Source organism: Paracoccus sp. KKT209 (genome assembly GCF_055635455.1).
Window position 1 is genome coordinate 615,539 of record NZ_CM145758.1, and the last position, 16,920, is coordinate 632,458.

The 16,920-nt window shown below is 69.5% G+C and carries 17 protein-coding genes and 1 tRNA gene; 9 read left to right on the top strand and 9 right to left on the bottom strand.

Annotation, left to right across the window (positions count from 1 at the left end; all coding sequences use genetic code 11):
• Positions 1-2: 2 nt before the first annotated feature.
• From ACZ2G3_RS03130 to ACZ2G3_RS03140, 3 genes are all read right to left on the bottom strand, one after another.
• Entirely contained in the window at positions 3-89 is an 87-nt protein-coding gene (locus ACZ2G3_RS03130; protein WP_458478739.1) for a small membrane protein YohP, read from the bottom strand.
• Between the two features lie 78 nt (positions 90-167).
• Positions 168-241 (bottom strand) — tRNA-Gly (locus tag ACZ2G3_RS03135).
• 47 nt (positions 242-288) lie between these two features.
• On the bottom strand, positions 289-741 hold the full coding sequence (locus ACZ2G3_RS03140) for a nucleoside deaminase (protein ID WP_470397588.1): 453 nt from the start codon (positions 739-741) through the stop codon (positions 289-291).
• A 109-nt stretch (positions 742-850) separates the two neighbouring features.
• Here ACZ2G3_RS03140 and ACZ2G3_RS03145 point away from each other — a divergent pair, with 109 nt between their 5' ends.
• Positions 851-2,593, top strand: coding sequence for a pseudouridine synthase (locus ACZ2G3_RS03145; protein WP_470397590.1), 1,743 nt, complete (start codon positions 851-853; stop codon positions 2,591-2,593).
• Between the two features lie 68 nt (positions 2,594-2,661).
• On the opposite strand, the gene hemP is transcribed toward ACZ2G3_RS03145, so the two are convergent.
• Both hemP and ACZ2G3_RS03155 read right to left on the bottom strand, forming a co-directional pair.
• Positions 2,662-2,838: a hemin uptake protein HemP gene (gene hemP, locus ACZ2G3_RS03150; RefSeq protein WP_111301680.1), complete on the bottom strand. Its 177-nt coding sequence runs from the start codon at positions 2,836-2,838 to the stop codon at positions 2,662-2,664.
• Between the two features lie 150 nt (positions 2,839-2,988).
• Positions 2,989-4,005, bottom strand: a complete 1,017-nt coding sequence (locus tag ACZ2G3_RS03155) for a zinc ABC transporter substrate-binding protein (protein ID WP_470397592.1) — start codon at positions 4,003-4,005, stop codon at positions 2,989-2,991.
• A 103-nt stretch (positions 4,006-4,108) separates the two neighbouring features.
• Between ACZ2G3_RS03155 and ACZ2G3_RS03160 the strand changes: the two genes are divergently transcribed.
• From ACZ2G3_RS03160 to ACZ2G3_RS03175, 4 genes are all read left to right on the top strand, one after another.
• Positions 4,109-4,630 carry a Fur family transcriptional regulator gene (locus tag ACZ2G3_RS03160; protein WP_470397594.1) on the top strand — a complete coding sequence of 174 codons (522 nt, stop codon included), beginning with the start codon at positions 4,109-4,111 and terminating at the stop codon, positions 4,628-4,630.
• Positions 4,627-5,430 carry a metal ABC transporter ATP-binding protein gene (locus tag ACZ2G3_RS03165; protein WP_470397596.1) on the top strand — a complete coding sequence of 268 codons (804 nt, stop codon included), beginning with the start codon at positions 4,627-4,629 and terminating at the stop codon, positions 5,428-5,430. The genes ACZ2G3_RS03160 and ACZ2G3_RS03165 overlap by 4 nt, the downstream gene beginning before the upstream one ends.
• Positions 5,431-5,453: 23 nt before the next feature.
• On the top strand, positions 5,454-6,236 hold the full coding sequence (locus tag ACZ2G3_RS03170) for a metal ABC transporter permease (RefSeq protein WP_419271186.1): 783 nt from the start codon (positions 5,454-5,456) through the stop codon (positions 6,234-6,236).
• Positions 6,237-6,428: 192 nt separating this feature from the next.
• Positions 6,429-6,638: a hypothetical protein gene (locus ACZ2G3_RS03175; RefSeq protein WP_419271185.1), complete on the top strand. Its 210-nt coding sequence runs from the start codon at positions 6,429-6,431 to the stop codon at positions 6,636-6,638.
• A gap of 141 nt (positions 6,639-6,779) precedes the next feature.
• Here ACZ2G3_RS03175 and ACZ2G3_RS03180 read toward each other — a convergent pair whose 3' ends face one another.
• From ACZ2G3_RS03180 to ACZ2G3_RS03190, 3 genes are all read right to left on the bottom strand, one after another.
• Positions 6,780-7,439 (bottom strand): YjbF family lipoprotein, encoded by a 660-nt coding sequence (locus ACZ2G3_RS03180; protein ID WP_470397598.1) that lies wholly within the window; start codon positions 7,437-7,439, stop codon positions 6,780-6,782.
• Positions 7,436-9,628 (bottom strand): YjbH domain-containing protein, encoded by a 2,193-nt coding sequence (locus ACZ2G3_RS03185; RefSeq protein ID WP_470397600.1) that lies wholly within the window; start codon positions 9,626-9,628, stop codon positions 7,436-7,438. The genes ACZ2G3_RS03180 and ACZ2G3_RS03185 overlap by 4 nt, the downstream gene beginning before the upstream one ends.
• 112 nt (positions 9,629-9,740) lie before the next feature.
• The gene (locus ACZ2G3_RS03190; RefSeq protein WP_470397602.1) at positions 9,741-10,328 is read right to left on the bottom strand and encodes a hypothetical protein; all 588 of its coding nucleotides are present in this window, start codon (positions 10,326-10,328) and stop codon (positions 9,741-9,743) included.
• 263 nt (positions 10,329-10,591) lie between these two features.
• On the opposite strand from ACZ2G3_RS03190, the gene ACZ2G3_RS03195 reads away from it, so the two are divergent.
• On the top strand, positions 10,592-11,683 hold the full coding sequence (locus ACZ2G3_RS03195) for a sensor histidine kinase (RefSeq protein WP_470397604.1): 1,092 nt from the start codon (positions 10,592-10,594) through the stop codon (positions 11,681-11,683).
• Between the two features lie 3 nt (positions 11,684-11,686).
• On the opposite strand, the gene ACZ2G3_RS03200 is transcribed toward ACZ2G3_RS03195, so the two are convergent.
• Positions 11,687-13,069 carry an L-serine ammonia-lyase gene (locus tag ACZ2G3_RS03200; RefSeq protein ID WP_470397606.1) on the bottom strand — a complete coding sequence of 461 codons (1,383 nt, stop codon included), beginning with the start codon at positions 13,067-13,069 and terminating at the stop codon, positions 11,687-11,689.
• Between the two features lie 227 nt (positions 13,070-13,296).
• Here ACZ2G3_RS03200 and dusB point away from each other — a divergent pair, with 227 nt between their 5' ends.
• Genes dusB through ACZ2G3_RS03215 form a run of 3 tightly spaced genes read left to right on the top strand, consistent with a single transcriptional unit; the run spans position 13,297 to position 16,871 of the window.
• The gene (dusB, locus tag ACZ2G3_RS03205; RefSeq protein ID WP_470397608.1) at positions 13,297-14,301 is read left to right on the top strand and encodes a tRNA dihydrouridine synthase DusB; all 1,005 of its coding nucleotides are present in this window, start codon (positions 13,297-13,299) and stop codon (positions 14,299-14,301) included.
• Positions 14,298-15,410 (top strand): two-component system sensor histidine kinase NtrB, encoded by a 1,113-nt coding sequence (locus ACZ2G3_RS03210; protein WP_470397610.1) that lies wholly within the window; start codon positions 14,298-14,300, stop codon positions 15,408-15,410. Before dusB ends, ACZ2G3_RS03210 begins: the two co-directional genes overlap by 4 nt.
• 12 nt (positions 15,411-15,422) lie before the next feature.
• Positions 15,423-16,871, top strand: coding sequence for a response regulator (locus ACZ2G3_RS03215; RefSeq protein ID WP_419271177.1), 1,449 nt, complete (start codon positions 15,423-15,425; stop codon positions 16,869-16,871).
• The last annotated feature ends 49 nt before the right edge of the window (positions 16,872-16,920 follow it).

Genomic DNA, 16,920 nt, shown 5'->3' on the forward strand with positions numbered 1-16,920 from the left:
CGTCAGAAGATCAGCGACAGGATGCCGATCACGACCAGCAGGCCGATGATGAAGATGATTCCTGCAACGCTGCCGAAGAACTTGAGCATGATGGTCTCCTGTCTGTGTGACAGGGCAACGAACAGGGCGGAATGTTGTTCCGCGCGAATCGGGCATCTGGGGAAAGTTGGAGCGGGTGACGGGAATCGAACCCGTGTCTCTAGCTTGGAAGGCTAGGGTCTTACCATTACACAACACCCGCGCACGACCTGTATAAGCAGGTCGGCTGGCGGGTTCAAGGCCGGGGCGTCATCGGCGCGCGGCAAAGAACTCCTGCAGCAGCGCCCGCGCGGGTCCGGCCGACAGCCCGTCATAAACTTGCGGCCGGTGATGGCATTGCGCATGGTCGAAGACGCGGGCCCCATGCGCCACCCCGCCCATCCGCGCATCGGGCGCACCGTAATAGAGCCGGCCGATCCGCGCGGCCGAGATCGCCGCGGCGCACATGGGGCAGGGCTCCAGTGTGACCCACAGGTCGTGGCCCGGCAGCCGCTCGGACCCCAGGGCCGCGCAGGCGGCGCGGATCGCCAGGATCTCGGCATGGGCGGTGGGGTCGCTGAATTCGCGCGTGCGGTTGCCGGCGGCGGCCACGACGCGGCCCTGCGGGTCGGTCACCACGGCGCCCACCGGCACCTCGCCGCGCCGGGCGGCGGCGCGGGCCTCGGCCAGGGCCTGCGGCATATGGGAGATGAAGGCGGACATGCCCCGCCTTGTGGCAACAGGAACGGGCGGGCGCAAGAAAGGCTTTCCACGTGACGGGGAAGAGCGTAGGGAACCCTCTTTGCCCCGCAGCGATGCGAAGGAGATGCGCATGACCGACAACCAGACCCCCGACCGCAAGACCCCCCAATCCGCCCCGCGCACCGATGCCGACCGCATCGCCAAGGTGATGGCCCGGGCCGGCGTCGCCAGCCGCCGCGAGGCCGAGCGGATGATCGTCGAGGGCCGCGTCAGCGTGAACGGCAAGAAGATCGACAGCCCCGCGCTGGACGTCCTGCCGACCGACCGGATCACCGTCGACGGCAAGAAGCTGGACGAGCCGCAGGAGACGCGGCTGTGGCTGTATTACAAGCCCCTGGGCCTGATCACGTCGGAGAACGACGAGCTGGGCCGCCAGACGGTCTTTGACGCGCTGCCGCGCGACATGCCCCGCGTGATGACCGTGGGCCGGCTTGACCTCAATTCCGAAGGCCTGCTGCTGTTGACCAATGACGGAGAGCTGAAGCGCCGTCTGGAGCTGCCCGCGACGGGCTGGCTGCGGCGCTATCGGGTGCGGGTGAACGGCACGCCGTCGGACATGACCTTTGACCCGCTGCGCCGGGGCGTGACCATCGAGGGCGAGGATTTCTCGCCCATGGAGATCAAGCTGGACAGCCAGCAGGGGGCGAATGCCTGGATCAGCGTCGGCATCCGCGAGGGCAAGAACCGCGAGATCCGCCGTGCGATGGCGCATGTGGGCCTGCAGGTGAACCGCCTGATCCGCATCGGCTATGGTCCCTTCAAGCTGACCGGCATGGAGAAGAACCAGGTGACCGAGGTCAAGCGCAAGGTGCTGCGCGACCAGCTGGGCGGGTTGCTGACCGGAGAGGTCGACGAGAAGCCGCGCGAGATGCGCCCGCGCGGCGCCGAGGGTGCGCGGGGCCCGCGCCGCGAGGATCGGGGCGAGGCGGGTGGCCGTCCTTTCGCCGCCAAACCCGGCGGGCGCAGCTTTGGCGACCGGCCGTCGCGGCCGCCGCATGAGGGGGCGCGCGACGAGGCGCGTGGCGAGCGTCCTGCCCGCAGCTGGGGCGCCAAGTCGGCCCAGCCCGGCGACCGCCCGCGCCCGCAGGGCAAGCTGGGCGACGGGGGTGGCGATCGTCCCCGGTCCTTCGAGGACAAGCCGCGCTGGAAGAAAAGCGACGCCGCCGAGGGGCGCCGGTTCGGCGGCGGGCAGGGCGACGATGCGCGTCCGCCGCGCTTTGCCGGCAAGCCGGGCGAGGTGCGCAAGCCCTATGGCAAGCCGCGCGCCGAGGGAGCCGAGGGCGACCGCAAGTCTTATGGTAAGCCGCGTACTGAAGGGGCTGCCGGTGGCCGTCCCGCCTATGGCAAGCCGCGCGCCGAGGGAGCCGACGGCGATCGCAAGCCTTATGGTAAGCCGCGTGCCGAAGGGGCTGCAGGTGGCCGTCCCGCCTACGGCAAGCCGCGCGCCGAGGGAGCCGAGGGAAACCGCAAGCCTTACGGCAAGCCGCGTGCCGAAGGGGCTGCAGGTGGCCGTCCCGCCTATGGCAAGCCGCGCGCCGAGGGAGCCGAGGGCGATCGCAAGCCTTACGGCAAGCCGCGTGCCGAAGGGTCCGCCGGTGGCCGTCCCGCCTATGGCAAACCGCGTGGCGAGGGAGCCGAGGGCGATCGCAAGCCCTTCGCGGGTCCCCGCGGCGAGGGCGGCGGCAAGTTCCAGGGCAAGCCGCGCCCGGCAGGCGGCGGCAAGGGCTTTGGCCCGCGCGGCGATCGTCCTGCGGGTGGCGGCCCGCGTCCGGGCGGCAAGCCCGGCGGCAAGCCGCGCACGCCGCGGGGCTGACGAACAGGAAAGGCCGGATCCCCGAAGGGTCCGGCCTTTTCATTTGCGGCAAGGGACGCCCTAAAGGCCTATTTTGTCAGGATCAGCTTGCCGGCGCGGGTGATGCGCAGCTGATAGACCTGTTCGTCCAGGACGATCAGGGCCTGGTTGCCGCCTTGGGTCAGCTGCGTCGCATCATGCTGCGGAAGCCGGGCCAGGATCGAGGTTCCGGGGCGGGTGAAATCAGAAGGGCGCGTTGCGGTCATGATCAGCCTCTTAGGGATGGCGCTGGTGATGAGGCAAAGCTGACAAATTCGTTCGGGTTTGTCAAAGTAAAATAGTCAGGTTTTTGCGTCGCCCGCATATTTTGTTGTTTTCCCGCGGGGCAGGGGCTGGAAAGGCCCCTGCGACCGGTGTCATTCCGCCTCGAAGCACCCGATGAGGGTCTCGGCCATATTGGTCAGCAGGCGGCCGTACTGGCCGATGCCATGCTCCAGCGTTCCGCCTTCGGGGCTCAGTTCGCCGCCCAGCCTGACGTTGCTGCCCTCGATCACCGTGTCGATCAGGACCGGGTCATGCGCGTATTCCGGAAAGGCGCAGACCGCCCCCGATTCGATGATCTGGCTGCGGACCTGCCCGATCCGCGCCGCCGAGGGGGTCGATGCATCGCCCAGGGACACAGGCACTGCCGGCTGCAACCCGAAATGGTCGGTGAAATAACCATAGGCGTCATGGAAGACGACAAAGCGCTGATCCGCATGCGGCGCGAGACGTGCGCCGAGCGTGGCGTCCAGCGCCGCGATGCGCGCGGCCGCGGCATCGGCATTGGCCTGGTAGGTGGCGGCGTTCTCGGGGTCTTCGCGGGACAGGGCGGCGGCGATGGCCGTCAGCCAGACGGCGGCATTGTCCGGGTCCAGCCAGGCATGGGGATCGATGCCGGCATGGCTGTGGTCGGCATGATCCTCGGCGGCCTCATCATGGCTGTCGTGACCATGGTCGTGCCCGTGATCGCCGTGGCCGTCATCCTCGTGCCCCTGATCCTCGTGACCGTGATCGTCATGCGCCTCTGCGTCGTGCTCGTCGTGGTTCTCCGCGCCCGCATAGCCGCGCAGGGTCAGGCCCGGCAACTCCAGCAGGCGGACCTGAGCCTCGTCGTCGATGTTCCCGGTGGCGCGGGCCAGCCAAGGGGTCAGCGACGGACCCATCCAGAAGACAAGATCCGCCGATTGCAGCGCCTGCGCATCCGACGGGCGCATTTGATAGTGATGCGCGCTGGCGCCCCCCGGCAGCAGCACGCGGACATCGCCCAGATCGCCCATCACGTCCTGGACAAGGGCGCCCGTCGGCACCAGATCCGCAACCACGCTGGGCACGGCAAGGGCAGGGCTGGCGGCCAGCCAGAGGATCGCTGCGGCGCAGGCAGAGCGTTGCATCGGGGACTCCTTGGGGTTTGTTGCGATGACCGGGTTCTCTGTGTTACAGGATAACAAGTCAACCCGGATGTAATAAAGTAACGCCTTGGCGTGAAGGACGACCGTGCCCCAGACCGATGACCAGATCGCCGCGACCTTTGCGCCGCATGACCACCGGGAATGCGCGCACCGCGTCCTGGACGAGGCGGCCGAGCGCCTGGCCGAGCAGGGCGCCCGCCTGACCCCGGTGCGGCGGCGCACGCTGGAGATCCTGTTGGAAAGCCACCGCGCCATGGGCGCCTATGAGGTGCTGGACCGCCTTGCGGCCGAGGGATTCGGGCGCCAGCCGCCCGTGGCCTATCGTGCGCTGGAATTCCTGGTCCAGCACGGGCTGGCGCATCGCCTGCAGCGGCTGAACGCCTTTGCGGCCTGCCTGCATCCGGGCCATGACCACCACCCGGCCTTCCTGATCTGCCGCAGCTGCGACAAGGTGGCCGAGGCCGCGGCCGCCCCCGTGCGCGACACCCTGAGCGAGGTGGCCGGGCAGGGCGGGTTCCGGGTCGAGCGGGTGACGATCGAGGCCTTGGGCCTCTGCGCCACCTGCGCCACCTGCGCCGCCGAAGGCGAGCGGGACGGCACGGCATGAGCGCGCTGATCGAATCGCAAGGCCTTACCATCCACCGCCCCGGCACGTCCGAGCCGGTTCTGACTCGGATCGACTTTCGCATCCTGCCCGGAGAGATCGTGACCGTCGTGGGCCCCAACGGTTCGGGCAAGTCATCGCTGATCCGGGCGCTGCTGGGACATCTGCCACCGGCCTCGGGGCGGGTGACGCGGCGAAAGGGCCTGCGGATCGGCTATGTGCCGCAGCGGGTGCAGCTGGACACGGCCATCCCGATGACCGTCCGCCGCTTTCTGTCGCTGCCGCGCCGCGTGACCGATGCCGAGGCCGAGACCGCCCTGTCGCGCACCGGTGTGCCGGGCCTGGGGCCGCGGCAGCTGACGCAGCTGTCGGGAGGGCAGTTCCAGCGGGTGCTGCTGGCGCGCGCGCTGCTGAGCCGGCCGCACATGCTGGTCCTGGACGAGCCGACGCAGGGTCTGGACCAGCCGGGCATCGTCGCCTTCTACAAGCTGATCGAGGACGTGCGCCGCGAGACGGGCGCGGCGATCCTGATGGTCAGCCATGACCTGCTGGTGGTGATGCGGTCATCGGACCGGGTGGTCTGCCTGAACGGGCATGTCTGCTGCGAGGGGACGCCTCAGCATGTCAGCGGCGCGCCCGAATACCTGGCGCTGTTCGGTGCCGATGCCGAGGGCACGCTGGCGCTCTATCGGCACAAGCATGACCATGATCATGACCACATGTCGGCCGTGCCTGCCCATGCGCATGGCCCCGGCTGCGGCCATGACCACCGCCCGTCCTCTGCAATCTCCGGTACGCCCTGACGCGTCGCCCCAAGGATTTCTCCATGCTAGACGATTTCTTCATGCGCGCCGTGCTGGCGGGGCTTGGGCTGGCCTTGGTGGTCGGCCCTTTGGGCAGCTTCGTAGTCTGGCGTCGCATGGCCTATTTCGGTGATTCCACCGCCCATGCCGCGATCCTGGGGGTGGCGCTGGCCTTGGCCTTCGACATCTCGATCTATGCCGGGACGCTGGCGGTGGCGGCGGCCATGGCCTGCCTCGTCTCGGCGCTGGTGTCGCGGGGGCAGGCCATGGACACGATGCTGGGCGTGCTGTCCCATTCCGCCCTGGCCTTCGGGCTGGTGGCGATCAGCTTCGTGCCGGCCGCGCGCACCGATCTTAGCGGCTACCTGTTCGGTGATATCCTTGCGGTCGGCAGGTCCGATCTGGTGCTGATCTGGACGGGATCGCTGCTGGTGCTGGGCCTGCTGGTGCTGCGCTGGCAGCGGCTGGTCACCTCCAGCCTGAACGAGGAGCTGGCCATGGCCGCGGGCATCGATCCGCGGACCGAGCGGCTGATCCTGTCCCTGTCCCTGGCCGTGGTGGTCGCCCTGGCGATTCGAGTGGTCGGATCGCTGCTGATTTCGGCCCTGCTGATCGTGCCCGCCGCCGCCGCCCGCGGATGGGCCCGCACGCCCGAGCGGATGGCCTTGGGCGCGGCGCTGGTGGCCGCCGCATCGGTGCTGGCGGGGCTGTGGTCCAGCCTGCGGCTCGACACGCCGGCCGGTCCCTCCATCGTCGCGGCGGCAGCCGTTTTTTTCCTTCTGTCGCAGGCGATCCGGCGCGCCTAGTGCCGATTTGCCACATGTCCCCAAGGCCTTCGGAGGCGGGGGAACGAAGCCGGTTCGAGCGTGTTGGCCAATATGCAACAGTGCCCTCGACCCCTCGGCGGATTTGATTCAATGCAGCTTTTCAACCCGCCGGGATTGTGTAACTGTCGCAGCGATGTTGCCGGAAACGGCAGCTTTCAATCGAAACGGAGCATGATCATGACCAAATTCGCTACTTTCGCTGCCGCTCTCGGCCTGACCGCCACCTCGGCTCTGGCCGGTGGCTACGTCGCCCCCGTCGTTGAAGTTGAACCGGTTGTTGTTGAAGAGCAAGCCGCCTCGACCAACGCTGGCCTGGTGGTTCCGGCCCTGCTGCTGCTGGGCGTCATCGCCGCCGTTGCTTCGGACGACGACGACAGCTGATATCAAAGCGGATCACCTCGAGGGTCCGTTTTCAAAGGGCTGGCCATTGGCCGGCCCTTTTCCGTTTCGGGGCCACCCTTCAGGGGCATGAAAAAACCGGCCGCAAAGGGCCGGTTTTTTGGTGTCGGAAGGGGGGGTGCCTCAGGGGCGGAGGGTCTGGATGGTGACATAGCCCAGGGCCGGCCCGATCCACTGCCGCGACACCGGGATGCCGCCGCCCTGCACCATGTAGTTGTTCTGGAAGCTGATGCCGTGGCCTTCGCAGCTTTCCACCAGCACGCCGGCATTGGGGCCGGGCGCCGTCCGGCAATCGAACTGCAGCGGGCGTTCCAGCCCATCGCCCGAATAATAGCGCATGACGCGGCTGCCGCTGCCCGACGCGCCGGCGCGGATCGCCGATTCCAGCTGCGGCTCGGCCACCGACAGGTCGTTGCCCAGGCCGCGCGTGCCCACCAGCAGCCCGTTGCGCAGGATCAGCGCCTCCTCCGACGGCGTCATATAGGTGCGCATGGCGCCATTCTGGCCGGTCATCGCCATGATCTGGCTGCGCCCCAGGTTTTCGAAGCCGGCCTGTATCAGCGGGCCCTGATTGACCCGCAGTGCCTCGGCCACGGCATCCTGGGGCGACCGGGCGGGGGCGGCGGGGGCCTCGGGCGCGCGGCGCGCCGCGACGGCCTGCGTCGCCGTCTGCGCCAGGATCGCCAAGGGGCCTGCGCCGCCCTCGTCGGCCGAACTGTTGCCGCAGGCGGACAAAGCGGCCAGCAGCGACGCCGCCAGCGTGATCTTGACCATGCCGTTCATCGCCAGAACCTCCCCCAGCCTTCGTAAAGATCGACCGTGTGGCTGTCGCGCACCCGGTCGTAAAGCCGGCCGTTCACGTTCAGACGCGCCCCGCCATCCCGCGACAGCGACCGCAGGTTGGTGGACACCCGGTCCCGCGAGGGCTGGCCCGTGGCCCAGCCGATCGGGATCGACAGCGTGATGCCCTTGTCAAAGCTGCCCTCGCCGAATTCATCGGCGCTGAGGTCGGTCTTGGTCGCATAGGCGCCGACCTGCCAGCCATTGGCGAATTCGCGGGCCAGGGTCACCGTGGCGCCCACGTCGCCGGCCAGGTACTTGCCCAGGTCCAGCTGGGCCGTGAAGCCTTCGGTGAACTCGTAATAGGCCGAGACATGGCCCGTCGTGACCTCGTAGTCGCGGAAGTCGAACAGCTGGTCAAAGTCGCGCTTTCTGACGCGGTTCACCTCGGCGCCGAAGGCCAGCTGGGAATTGGCGGGCTTCCACAGCGCCTCGGCGGAGACGCCGCCGAAGGACCGCTCCAGCAGGCCGACCGTGATGCGGGTATAGACCGTCGATGAGGGCTTGGCATACCAGGCCAGGGTCGCCTCGGGGATCACCGGGCTGGAATTGCCGGTATACATCCGCGTGTCCGACCGCACCCGCGGCACGCCCTCAGGGGTTGTCTCCAGGCTGGGATCGGCCTCGTATTCCTCGGGCGTGTAATATTCACCGCGCGTGCCGGGCAGACCGATCGCAGGACCGCGCTGGCCGATATCGCCGAAGGCCCGCTGGCGCAGCGCCCCGGTGGCGACCAGGCCCGGCATGATCTCATAGCTGGCGCGCGCCTCGGCGCCGACCTCGTGGGTCAGCCCGTCCTCTGCGCTGAAGATGCCCAGGTCCAGGTAGGGCCTCACCGACCAGCGGAAGCGCGGATAGATCCCGTCCGTGGCCACCAGACCGGGCGCGCCGGGCGCGGCATCGGCCAGGCTGGCCGCGGCCGCGATCCGGGCGGCATCGGTGTTCTCCAGCCGCTCCACATCCGAGCGGCGCAGGGTGACCGAGGAGGTGGGCATCCCGTCGGTGGTCGATGTGATCACGAAGGTCTCGACCGAAGGCGGCAGCGCGCGGGTCATCAGCCGCGCCGTCCGTCCGATGGCCTCGGCCTGGTTGATGTAGCGCAGGTTGCGCAGCCGCACCTCGGCGCGGTTTGCGCTCAGGGCCATGGCTTCCAGCCGCTGGCCCTCCTTGGCCATCGCGTCCCCAAGCGCCTTTTGGATCGCGGGTTGCGCCGTCGGGTCCTGGGACCAGGCGCCGGACCAGCCTTCGGGATCGGCCGCGGGGGAGGGGCGGGGACGCACCGGCGCGGGGGCCTTTTCCAGTCCCGACGGATAGGCCGCCTCGCGCGGGTTCAGGGCGACGGTCACCTGCGCGCCGATCGTCTCGCCGCCGATGGCATAGATCCCGGCCGAATAGTTGCGGCCGATCTGATAGTTCGCGGCCAGGTTCAGCTTGCTGCCGGGTTCCTCGCCCTGCTGGAACTCACGGCCGTTGCTGTAGCGGGCCAGGTAGCGGTCCTGGGAATATTCCGCGACCAGGTTCAGCTTGTCGTTCACCTGCCAGCTGACCGAGCCGAAGGGCTTGACGCCGCCGCTGAACAGCTGGTCCACATTCGCCGTGCCGCCATTGTCGTTGATGTCGATGACGCGCGGCTTGCCGGCCAGCACGCCCCAGCCCAGGCCCGCGCTGACCCGGACGCTTGGCGTCACCGACCGCGTGGCCACGATGTATTCCCCCGAATAGACCCCCGTTCCCAGGAAATCCTGGACGCCGATCGCGACCGCGGGGCGCCAGCCGTCTTCGCCCAGCACCTGGTAGCGCAGGTCCAGCGAGCGGTCCGAGATGAAATCTTCGTTGCGGAAGTCGTTGATGCCTTCGACGCGGGCATAGCGCAGCACCCCGGTCAGGCCCGGCAGCGCCTGGAAGAAGATGTTGCCGCGCCGGGCATAGTCCGACCAGGACAGCGTCGCGCCCAGGGTGCCGTCGGGCAGGGTTTCCGCCGTCGGCGTGTCAATCCCGCCGGGCAGGCCGTAGGTGGACATCGTGCGCCCCAGCAGCGGGTCCGCGGTGGCGGTGCCGCTGCCCGAGCCCATGACCAGGGTGATCGGCAGGGCGGTTGCCATCAGCTGGCGGATAAGGCGCGATCGGCGCATCGGCGGGCTTCCTTTCGGCAGGCGGGTGATCCGGGGGTAGGGGCGTGCCCCTCGAAGTGGCAGGCTTTCCGGCGCGGATCGAGACACGAGGTCGTGACCGCGCCGGGCGGGATCAGCCGGCGGGCGTCGCCGGCGTTTCCAATGTCGCCGCTGGTGCGGGTGCAGGTGCGGGCTCGGCGGGGGCGCCGCAGCCGGCGGTGGTCTGGCCGCTGACTGTCAGGCGGGCGGTCAACGGAAAGCGCTTGCCCGACATGCTGTCCCGGCACCGGGCGGCGCGGAGGTTCACGACGAAGGGCTGGCCGTTCAGCACGCCGATATATTCCACGCCGCTGTCGAAGGTCAGGCGGTTGACCTGGATCTGCCGCCCCTCCTGGTTCTCGGGCGTGCGATAGGTGGCCGTGTTGCCGGCGATGTCGACGCTCCAGAAGGGCTCGTTCCCGCGGGCGGTGAAGGCGGTGTTGCGATAGGTCACGGGCTCGACCGTGGGCACGGGCTTGGGGGGCGCGCCGCCGGTCTCGATCGGCTGGACAAGGGGCGAGACGGCCGGGGGCCGCGGGCCTTCGGGAACCTGCGGCTCCGCCTCCGCGGCATCAAGGCCGATGTTGCGGCGCAGGTCGGTCATGGCTGCGCTGTCGCAGGCGGCCAGGGGAAGGGTCATCAGCGCAAGAAGCGCGAAGCGCGGGGACAGACGCGGGGGCATGTGGCTTTGGCCTTCTGGTGCGGTCGGGATCACTGTGCGACCAGCGTTACCAACCACACGCCCCGCGGGCAAGCGCTTCGCCCGGACGCGGCCGGGCCCATGCAGACCCCCGCCTGCGCTGCCGAGGACGGAGCTGCGACGCAAGCCGAATGATATTTGTTTATTTGATGCACCTAATATACCGCTATGCGGTTTTCCAAGTTGTATTGAAGGGAAAAGCCGGAGAGGTTGAACCTGAACAGATCTCCCTCATGATGAGACCCATGACATCGCCCGCGCGCCCTCGCCCCCACGCCGATGAAACCGAGAGGGCGGCCGAGTTCTCCTGGGCAGACGGGCGGATGGCGCAGGCGATCGGCAGCTTCGATTGGGCGCGAACGCCCCTGGGTCCGATCGAGGGCTGGCCCGTCTCGATGTTGACGGCCGTGCGCATCATGCTGGGGCAGCGCCATGCCGTCTGCATGTTCTGGGGTCCCGAACTGATCATGCTCTACAATGATGCCTACGCCCCCGCCCTGGGCCGCAGGGAGGCGCGGGCGCTGGGTCAGCCCTTCCGCCGGATCTGGGCCGATGTCTGGGACGAGGTGCGGCCCCTGGTCGACGAGGCACTGTCCGGACGCGGCACCTATTCCGAGGAAATGCGCCTGGTCATGACCCGCAACGGGTTCGAGGAGGAGACCTACTGGACCTTCAGCTACAACCCCCTCTACGACGATGAGGGCCGGGTGGCAGGGCTGATGGCGGTCACGGTCGAGGTGACGCCGGTGGTCATGTCGCGGCGCAACCAGCAGATCATGCAGCAGGAACTGCTGCACCGGGTCAAGAACATCCTGTCGGTCACCTCCACCGTCGTGACCTCCAGCCTGCGCACCGCCGGCAGCATCGAGGAGGCGCGCGACAGCGTCGCCGCGCGCATCATGGCCCTTGCCCGCTCGCAGGGGCTGTTCATGGGGCTCGGCCACTGCGCCGACATCACCGAGGTGACGTCCCAGGCCATCGGCGCCCATCTGGACGGCAGCGATCGCATCCGCCTCAGCGGCCCCTCGGTGCCGCTCAGTTCGCAGCAGGCGGTCGGTGTTTCGCTGGCGCTGTACGAACTGGCCACCAATGCGGCCAAGTACGGGGCCCTGTCGGTTCCCGAGGGCGCCGTCGACCTGTGGTGGTCGGTGGAGGGCAATGATTTCCAGCTGGACTGGCGCGAAAGCGGCGGGCCCGGCGTCGTCGCGCCCGAGCACGAGGGCTTTGGGTCCAAGCTGGTCAATGCCATCGTCCCCGCCTATTTCGACGGCGAAGGGCAGACCGAATATCTGGAGGACGGCCTGCATTACGGGCTGCGCGGGCGGCTGACGCCCTGACCCTCAGCAGTTCGGGACGTTGACGGCCAGCCCGCCAAGCGAGGTTTCCTTGTACTTCTCGGACATGTCGCGGCCGGTCTGGCGCATGGTCTCGATGGCGGCGTCCAGCGGCACGATATGGCTGCCGTCCCCGCGCAGCGCCAAGCTGGCGGCGCTGACCGCCTTGATCGCGCCCAGCCCGTTCCGCTCGATGCAGGGCACCTGGACCAGCCCGCGCACCGGGTCGCAGGTCATGCCCAGGTGATGTTCCAGCGCGATCTCGGCGGCGTTCTCGATCTGGCGGGGCGTTCCGCCCAGCACCGCGGCCAGGCCCGCCGCCGCCATGGCGCTGGCGCTGCCGACCTCGGCCTGGCAGCCGCATTCCGCGCCCGAGATGGAGGCGTTGTGCTTGATCAGCCCGCCCACCGCCGCCGCCGTCAGCAGGAAATCGGGCAGCAGCCGCTCGGACGCGCCGGGCACATGGTCCAGCCAATAGCGGATGACGGCGGGCACCGTGCCGGCCGCGCCGTTGGTGGGGGCGGTGACGACCGCGCCGCCGGCCGCGTTCTCCTCATTGACCGCCATGGCATAGATCGACATCCAGTCGTTGATCACATGCGGCGCGGTCAGGTTCATGCCGCGTTCGGCCAGCAGCTTTTCATGGATGCCGCGCGCGCGGCGGCGGACGTTCAGCCCGCCCGGCAGCGTGCCCTCCGCCGCCAGCCCCCGATCCATGCAGTCGCGCATGGCGGACCAGATCCGCGTCAGCCCCTGCTGCAGTTCGGGAGGAGAGCGGAAGCACAGCTCGTTCTCCTCCTTCATGCGGGCGATCGACTTGCCCGAGGCCTCGGCCATGGCCAGCATCTGGTCGGCGGTGGCAAAGGGAAAGGGCACGCTGTTCGAGGCGTCGCTGCGGTCCTCGTCCCGGCCGCGGGCCAGTTCCTCGTCCGTCATCACGAAGCCGCCCCCGATCGAATAGAAGACCTGCTGAAGGATCACGTCGCCCTGCGCATCGGTGGCCGACAGGGTCATGCCATTGGCATGGCCAGGCAGGACGGTGTCATAGTCAAAGCGCAGGTCGCGATCGGGATCGAAGGCCAGCGGCCCGAGGCCCGGCGGCGTCAACTGGCGCGTCTGGCGGTTCTGGGCCAGGGCGGCCTCGGCCGCATCCATGTCGATGCTGGCCGGGACGAAGCCCGCAAGCCCCAGGATCGTGGCGCGGTCGGTGGCATGGCCCTTGCCGGTAAAGGCCAGGCTGCCGTGCAGGCTGGCGCGCAGCCCCTGCGCCTGGAACGGCTGCTGGCGCAGCATGTCCAGGAACCGCGACGCCCCCACCATCGGGCCCATCGTGTGCGAGGATGACGGCCCCACGCCCAGCTTGAACAGATCAAAGACCGACAGGAACATGGCACCCCCTTGCGCTTGCTGCGCCATCCAAGCACGACGGGGCCGGCACCGCCATGCCCGCCCGTGGATCGCCCCGCGGTTGCAGCGGAGGAGGTCGCACGACGCCTGATGAAAATTTACGCAGCCTGATTATACTATAGGCAACTGGAACCCGCCCTTCAAATGGGCAGGCCGGGCGCCCTCTGCCCTTCTTGCGAGCGGACCGCCCCAAGGTGAAGGAACATGATATGCACTTGCCCGACCCGATCCTGCTTGGCGACACGCCCCTTGGCCCGCCGGTGTTTCTGGCACCGATGGCCGGGATCACCGACGTGCCCTTCCGCCGGGCGGTGGCGCGGTTCGGCGCCGGGCTGATGGTGTCCGAGATGGTCGCCTCGACCGAGATGGTGACGCCGCGACCCTCGACCCGGGCGGCCATCCGCGCCAAGGCCCTGACCGAGGGGGCGCTGCCCGTCAGCGTCCAGATCGCCGGCCGCGAGGCCGCGCCCATGGCCGAAACCGCGCGCATCGTCCAGGGCATGGGGGCGCGCGTCATCGACATCAACATGGGCTGCCCCGCCAAGAAGGTCACCGGCGGGCTGTCGGGCGCGGCGCTGATGCGCAACCTGGACCACGCGCTGTCGCTGATCGAGGCGGTGGTGGGCGCCGTGCAGGTGCCCGTGACGCTGAAGATGCGCCTTGGCTGGGACGAGGATTGCCTGAACGCCGCCGACCTGTCCGCGCGGGCGCGGGATGCGGGGGTGGCGATGCTGACCGTGCATGGCCGGACGCGGGCGCAGTTCTACAAGGGAGTGGCGGATTGGGGCGCGATCCGCGCGGTGGCGAACCTGCTCGGCCGGCCGCCGCTGGTCGCCAATGGCGACGTGGTGGACGCGGCCAGCGCGCGGGCGGCGCTGGCGGGATCGGGGGCCGATGCGGTCATGGTCGGGCGCGGCGCGCAGGGGCGGCCCTGGGTGCTGGCGCGGATCGCCCATGACCTGTGGAACTGCCCGGCCCCCGCGGTCCCCCAGGGCGCGGCGCTGGCCGACCTGGTCGAGGAGCATTACGAGGACATGCTGGATTTTTATGGCCTGGAGTTGGGGCTGCGCGTGGCGCGCAAGCATCTGGGCTGGTACGCCGAGGCCAATGGCGCCCCCCTGCGGGCCGAGATGCTGCGCGCCGAGACGCAGGCCCGGACCGTGGCGCTGATCCGCCGCGCCTTTGCCGACGCCCCCGGAGAGATCGCCGCATGAGCTGTGCCCGGCCCCCGGACTTCCGCGTGGCGGCCCCCGGTCCCGGCTGGGAGGCGCTGCCGCTGCCCGCGCTGGTCCTGGACGGGCAGGGGCGCGTGGCCGCGGTGAACGACGCGGCCGAGATCTGGCTGAACATGTCGCGCAATTCACTGCTGGGGCGGATGCTGGACGAGGACGAGATGGCCACCCGGCTGCGCATCCAGCCCAGCCTGCGCCCCCTGGTCGAGCGGGTCCGCAACGCCGAGGATGCCCTCTATCAGCCCGAGGTCAGCTTTCAGATCGGCGACCGCGCGGGCGGCCACCAGGCGCGGCGGGCGGCCGTGCATGCGGCGCCCACGCCGGGCGGGCCGGGTACCTGCTGCCTGCTGATCGTCCCGGCCGAGGACAATGCGCGCCAAAGCCGCAACATCCGCAGCGCCGCCCGCAGCGCCATCGGCATGGCCGAGATGCTGGCCCACGAGATCAAGAACCCCCTTGCCGGAATCCGCGGCGCCGCGCAGCTGATGGCGATGAACGCCACGCCCGAGGACCGCGAGATGGCCGAGATGATCGTCAGCGAATCGCGCCGGATCGTGGCGCTGCTGGACCAGGTCGAACGGTTCGGCGACACCTCGGCGCCCCGGCTAGGGGCGCTGAACCTGCATGACGTGCTGGAGCAGGTGCGCCGCTCGGCCGCGGTGGGATTCGCGTGCGACGTGGCGATCGTCACCGACTACGACCCGTCGCTGCCCATGGCGCTGGCCGATCCCGACCAGCTGATGCAGGTCTGCCTGAACCTTGTGAAGAACGCGGCCGAGGCGCTGGCCAGCAAGGCGGGCGGGATGATCCGGCTGCGCAGCTTCTATGACCACACGCTGCGGCTGCCGCCGGACGCGGAGGACCCGACCGGCCGCCCGCTGCCCCTGCAGATCGAGATCGAGGACAACGGCCCCGGCTTTCCCCCCGCCATCGCCGACCAGGTCTTCGAGCCCTTCGTCTCGGGGCGCGAGAACGGCACCGGGCTGGGCCTGGCGCTGGTCAGCAAGATCATCACCGACCATGGCGCGCTGGTCCGCGTGGACAGCCGCCCCGGCCGCACCGTGTTTCGACTTTCCCTGCCCAAGGCATAAGGACCTGACCCCATGGACGGAACCGTTCTGATCGCCGACGACGACCGCACCATCCGCACGGTGCTGACGCAGGCGCTGACCCGCGCGGGCTGCCGGGTCCATGCCACGGGCAGCCTGGCGCAGCTGTCGAAATGGGTCGAGGAGGGGCGGGGCGACCTGGTCATCACCGACGTGATGATGCCCGACGGCAACGGCATCGACCGCATCCCGGCCATCCGCGAGGCGCGCCCCGACCTGCCGGTGATCGTGATCTCGGCCCAGAACACCATCGTCACCGCGATCCGCGCGACCGAGGCCGAGGCCTTTGAATACCTGCCCAAGCCCTTCGACCTGCCCGACCTGATGTCCAAGGCGAACCTGGCCCTGTCGCGCCGCCCGCGCCGGTCGGACACGGTCCCCGAGCCGCTGCCCGCGCCCCGCGAGGCGGCCGATCCGGCCATGCCGCTGATCGGGCACGCGCCCAGCATGCAGGCGCTGTTCCGCATGGTGGCGCGGGTGCTGAATGCCGATCTGCCGGTGATCATCGCGGGCGAGGCGGGCGTCGGCAAGACCACCATCGCCCGCAGCTTTCACGAACTATCGGACCGCCGCGACCGGGGGCTGGCGGTCCTGACCTCGTCCGATGCCGGCGAGGAGGCCATCGCGCGGGCGGCCGACAAGGCGATGGGCGGCACCATCGTGATCGAGAACCCGGCCGGCTTCGACAGCGCCGCGCAGGCGCGCCTGATCGGCCTGATCGAGGCGATGGAATCCGGCCCCGACCGCGCGCAGGCGCCACGCATCGTGTCGACCACCGGCCCCGATCCGCAGGCCGACGTGGCGGGCGGGCGGCTGCGCTCGGACCTTTATTACCGGCTGGCCGGCGTGACGGTCAGCGTGCCGCCCCTGCGCGCGCGGGTGGACGACATCCTGCCGCTGGCGGCGCATCTGCTGGCCCGCGCCGCGGCCCAGGGCCTGCCCGAGCGGATGCTGTCGGACGAGGCCGCCGCGATGCTGCGCGCCCATCCCTTTCCCGGCAACGTGCGCGAGCTGGAGAACATGATGCGCCGCCTGGCCCTGACCGCCAGCGGCGCCGCGATCAGCGTGACCGAGATGCGCGAGGCGCTGACCCAGCAGTCGGGCCTGCGCGTGCAGATGCCTGCCCCCGCGAACCTCTCGGGGCCCGCGCCCGCGGAGCCTGCTGCGCTGGTTGCGCTGCCCTCGGCCCATTCGCGTCTGTCGGATTCGGTCGAGGCGCATCTGCAACGCTATTTCGACCTGCATGGCGATGCGCTGCCGCCGCCGGGCCTCTATGACCGCATCCTGCGCGAGGTCGAGCGTCCCCTGCTGCAGGTGGCCTTGGATGCGACCGGCGGAAATCAGCTGCGTTGCGCGGACCTGCTGGGCATCAATCGCAACACTTTGCGCAAGAAGCTGACCGAGCTGAATATCGAGGTGACACGTCGTCGCAAACTGATGTAAAACCGCCACAGGGGGGCAGCGCAAAGGTCACGCGCGCCCGCAGATAAGC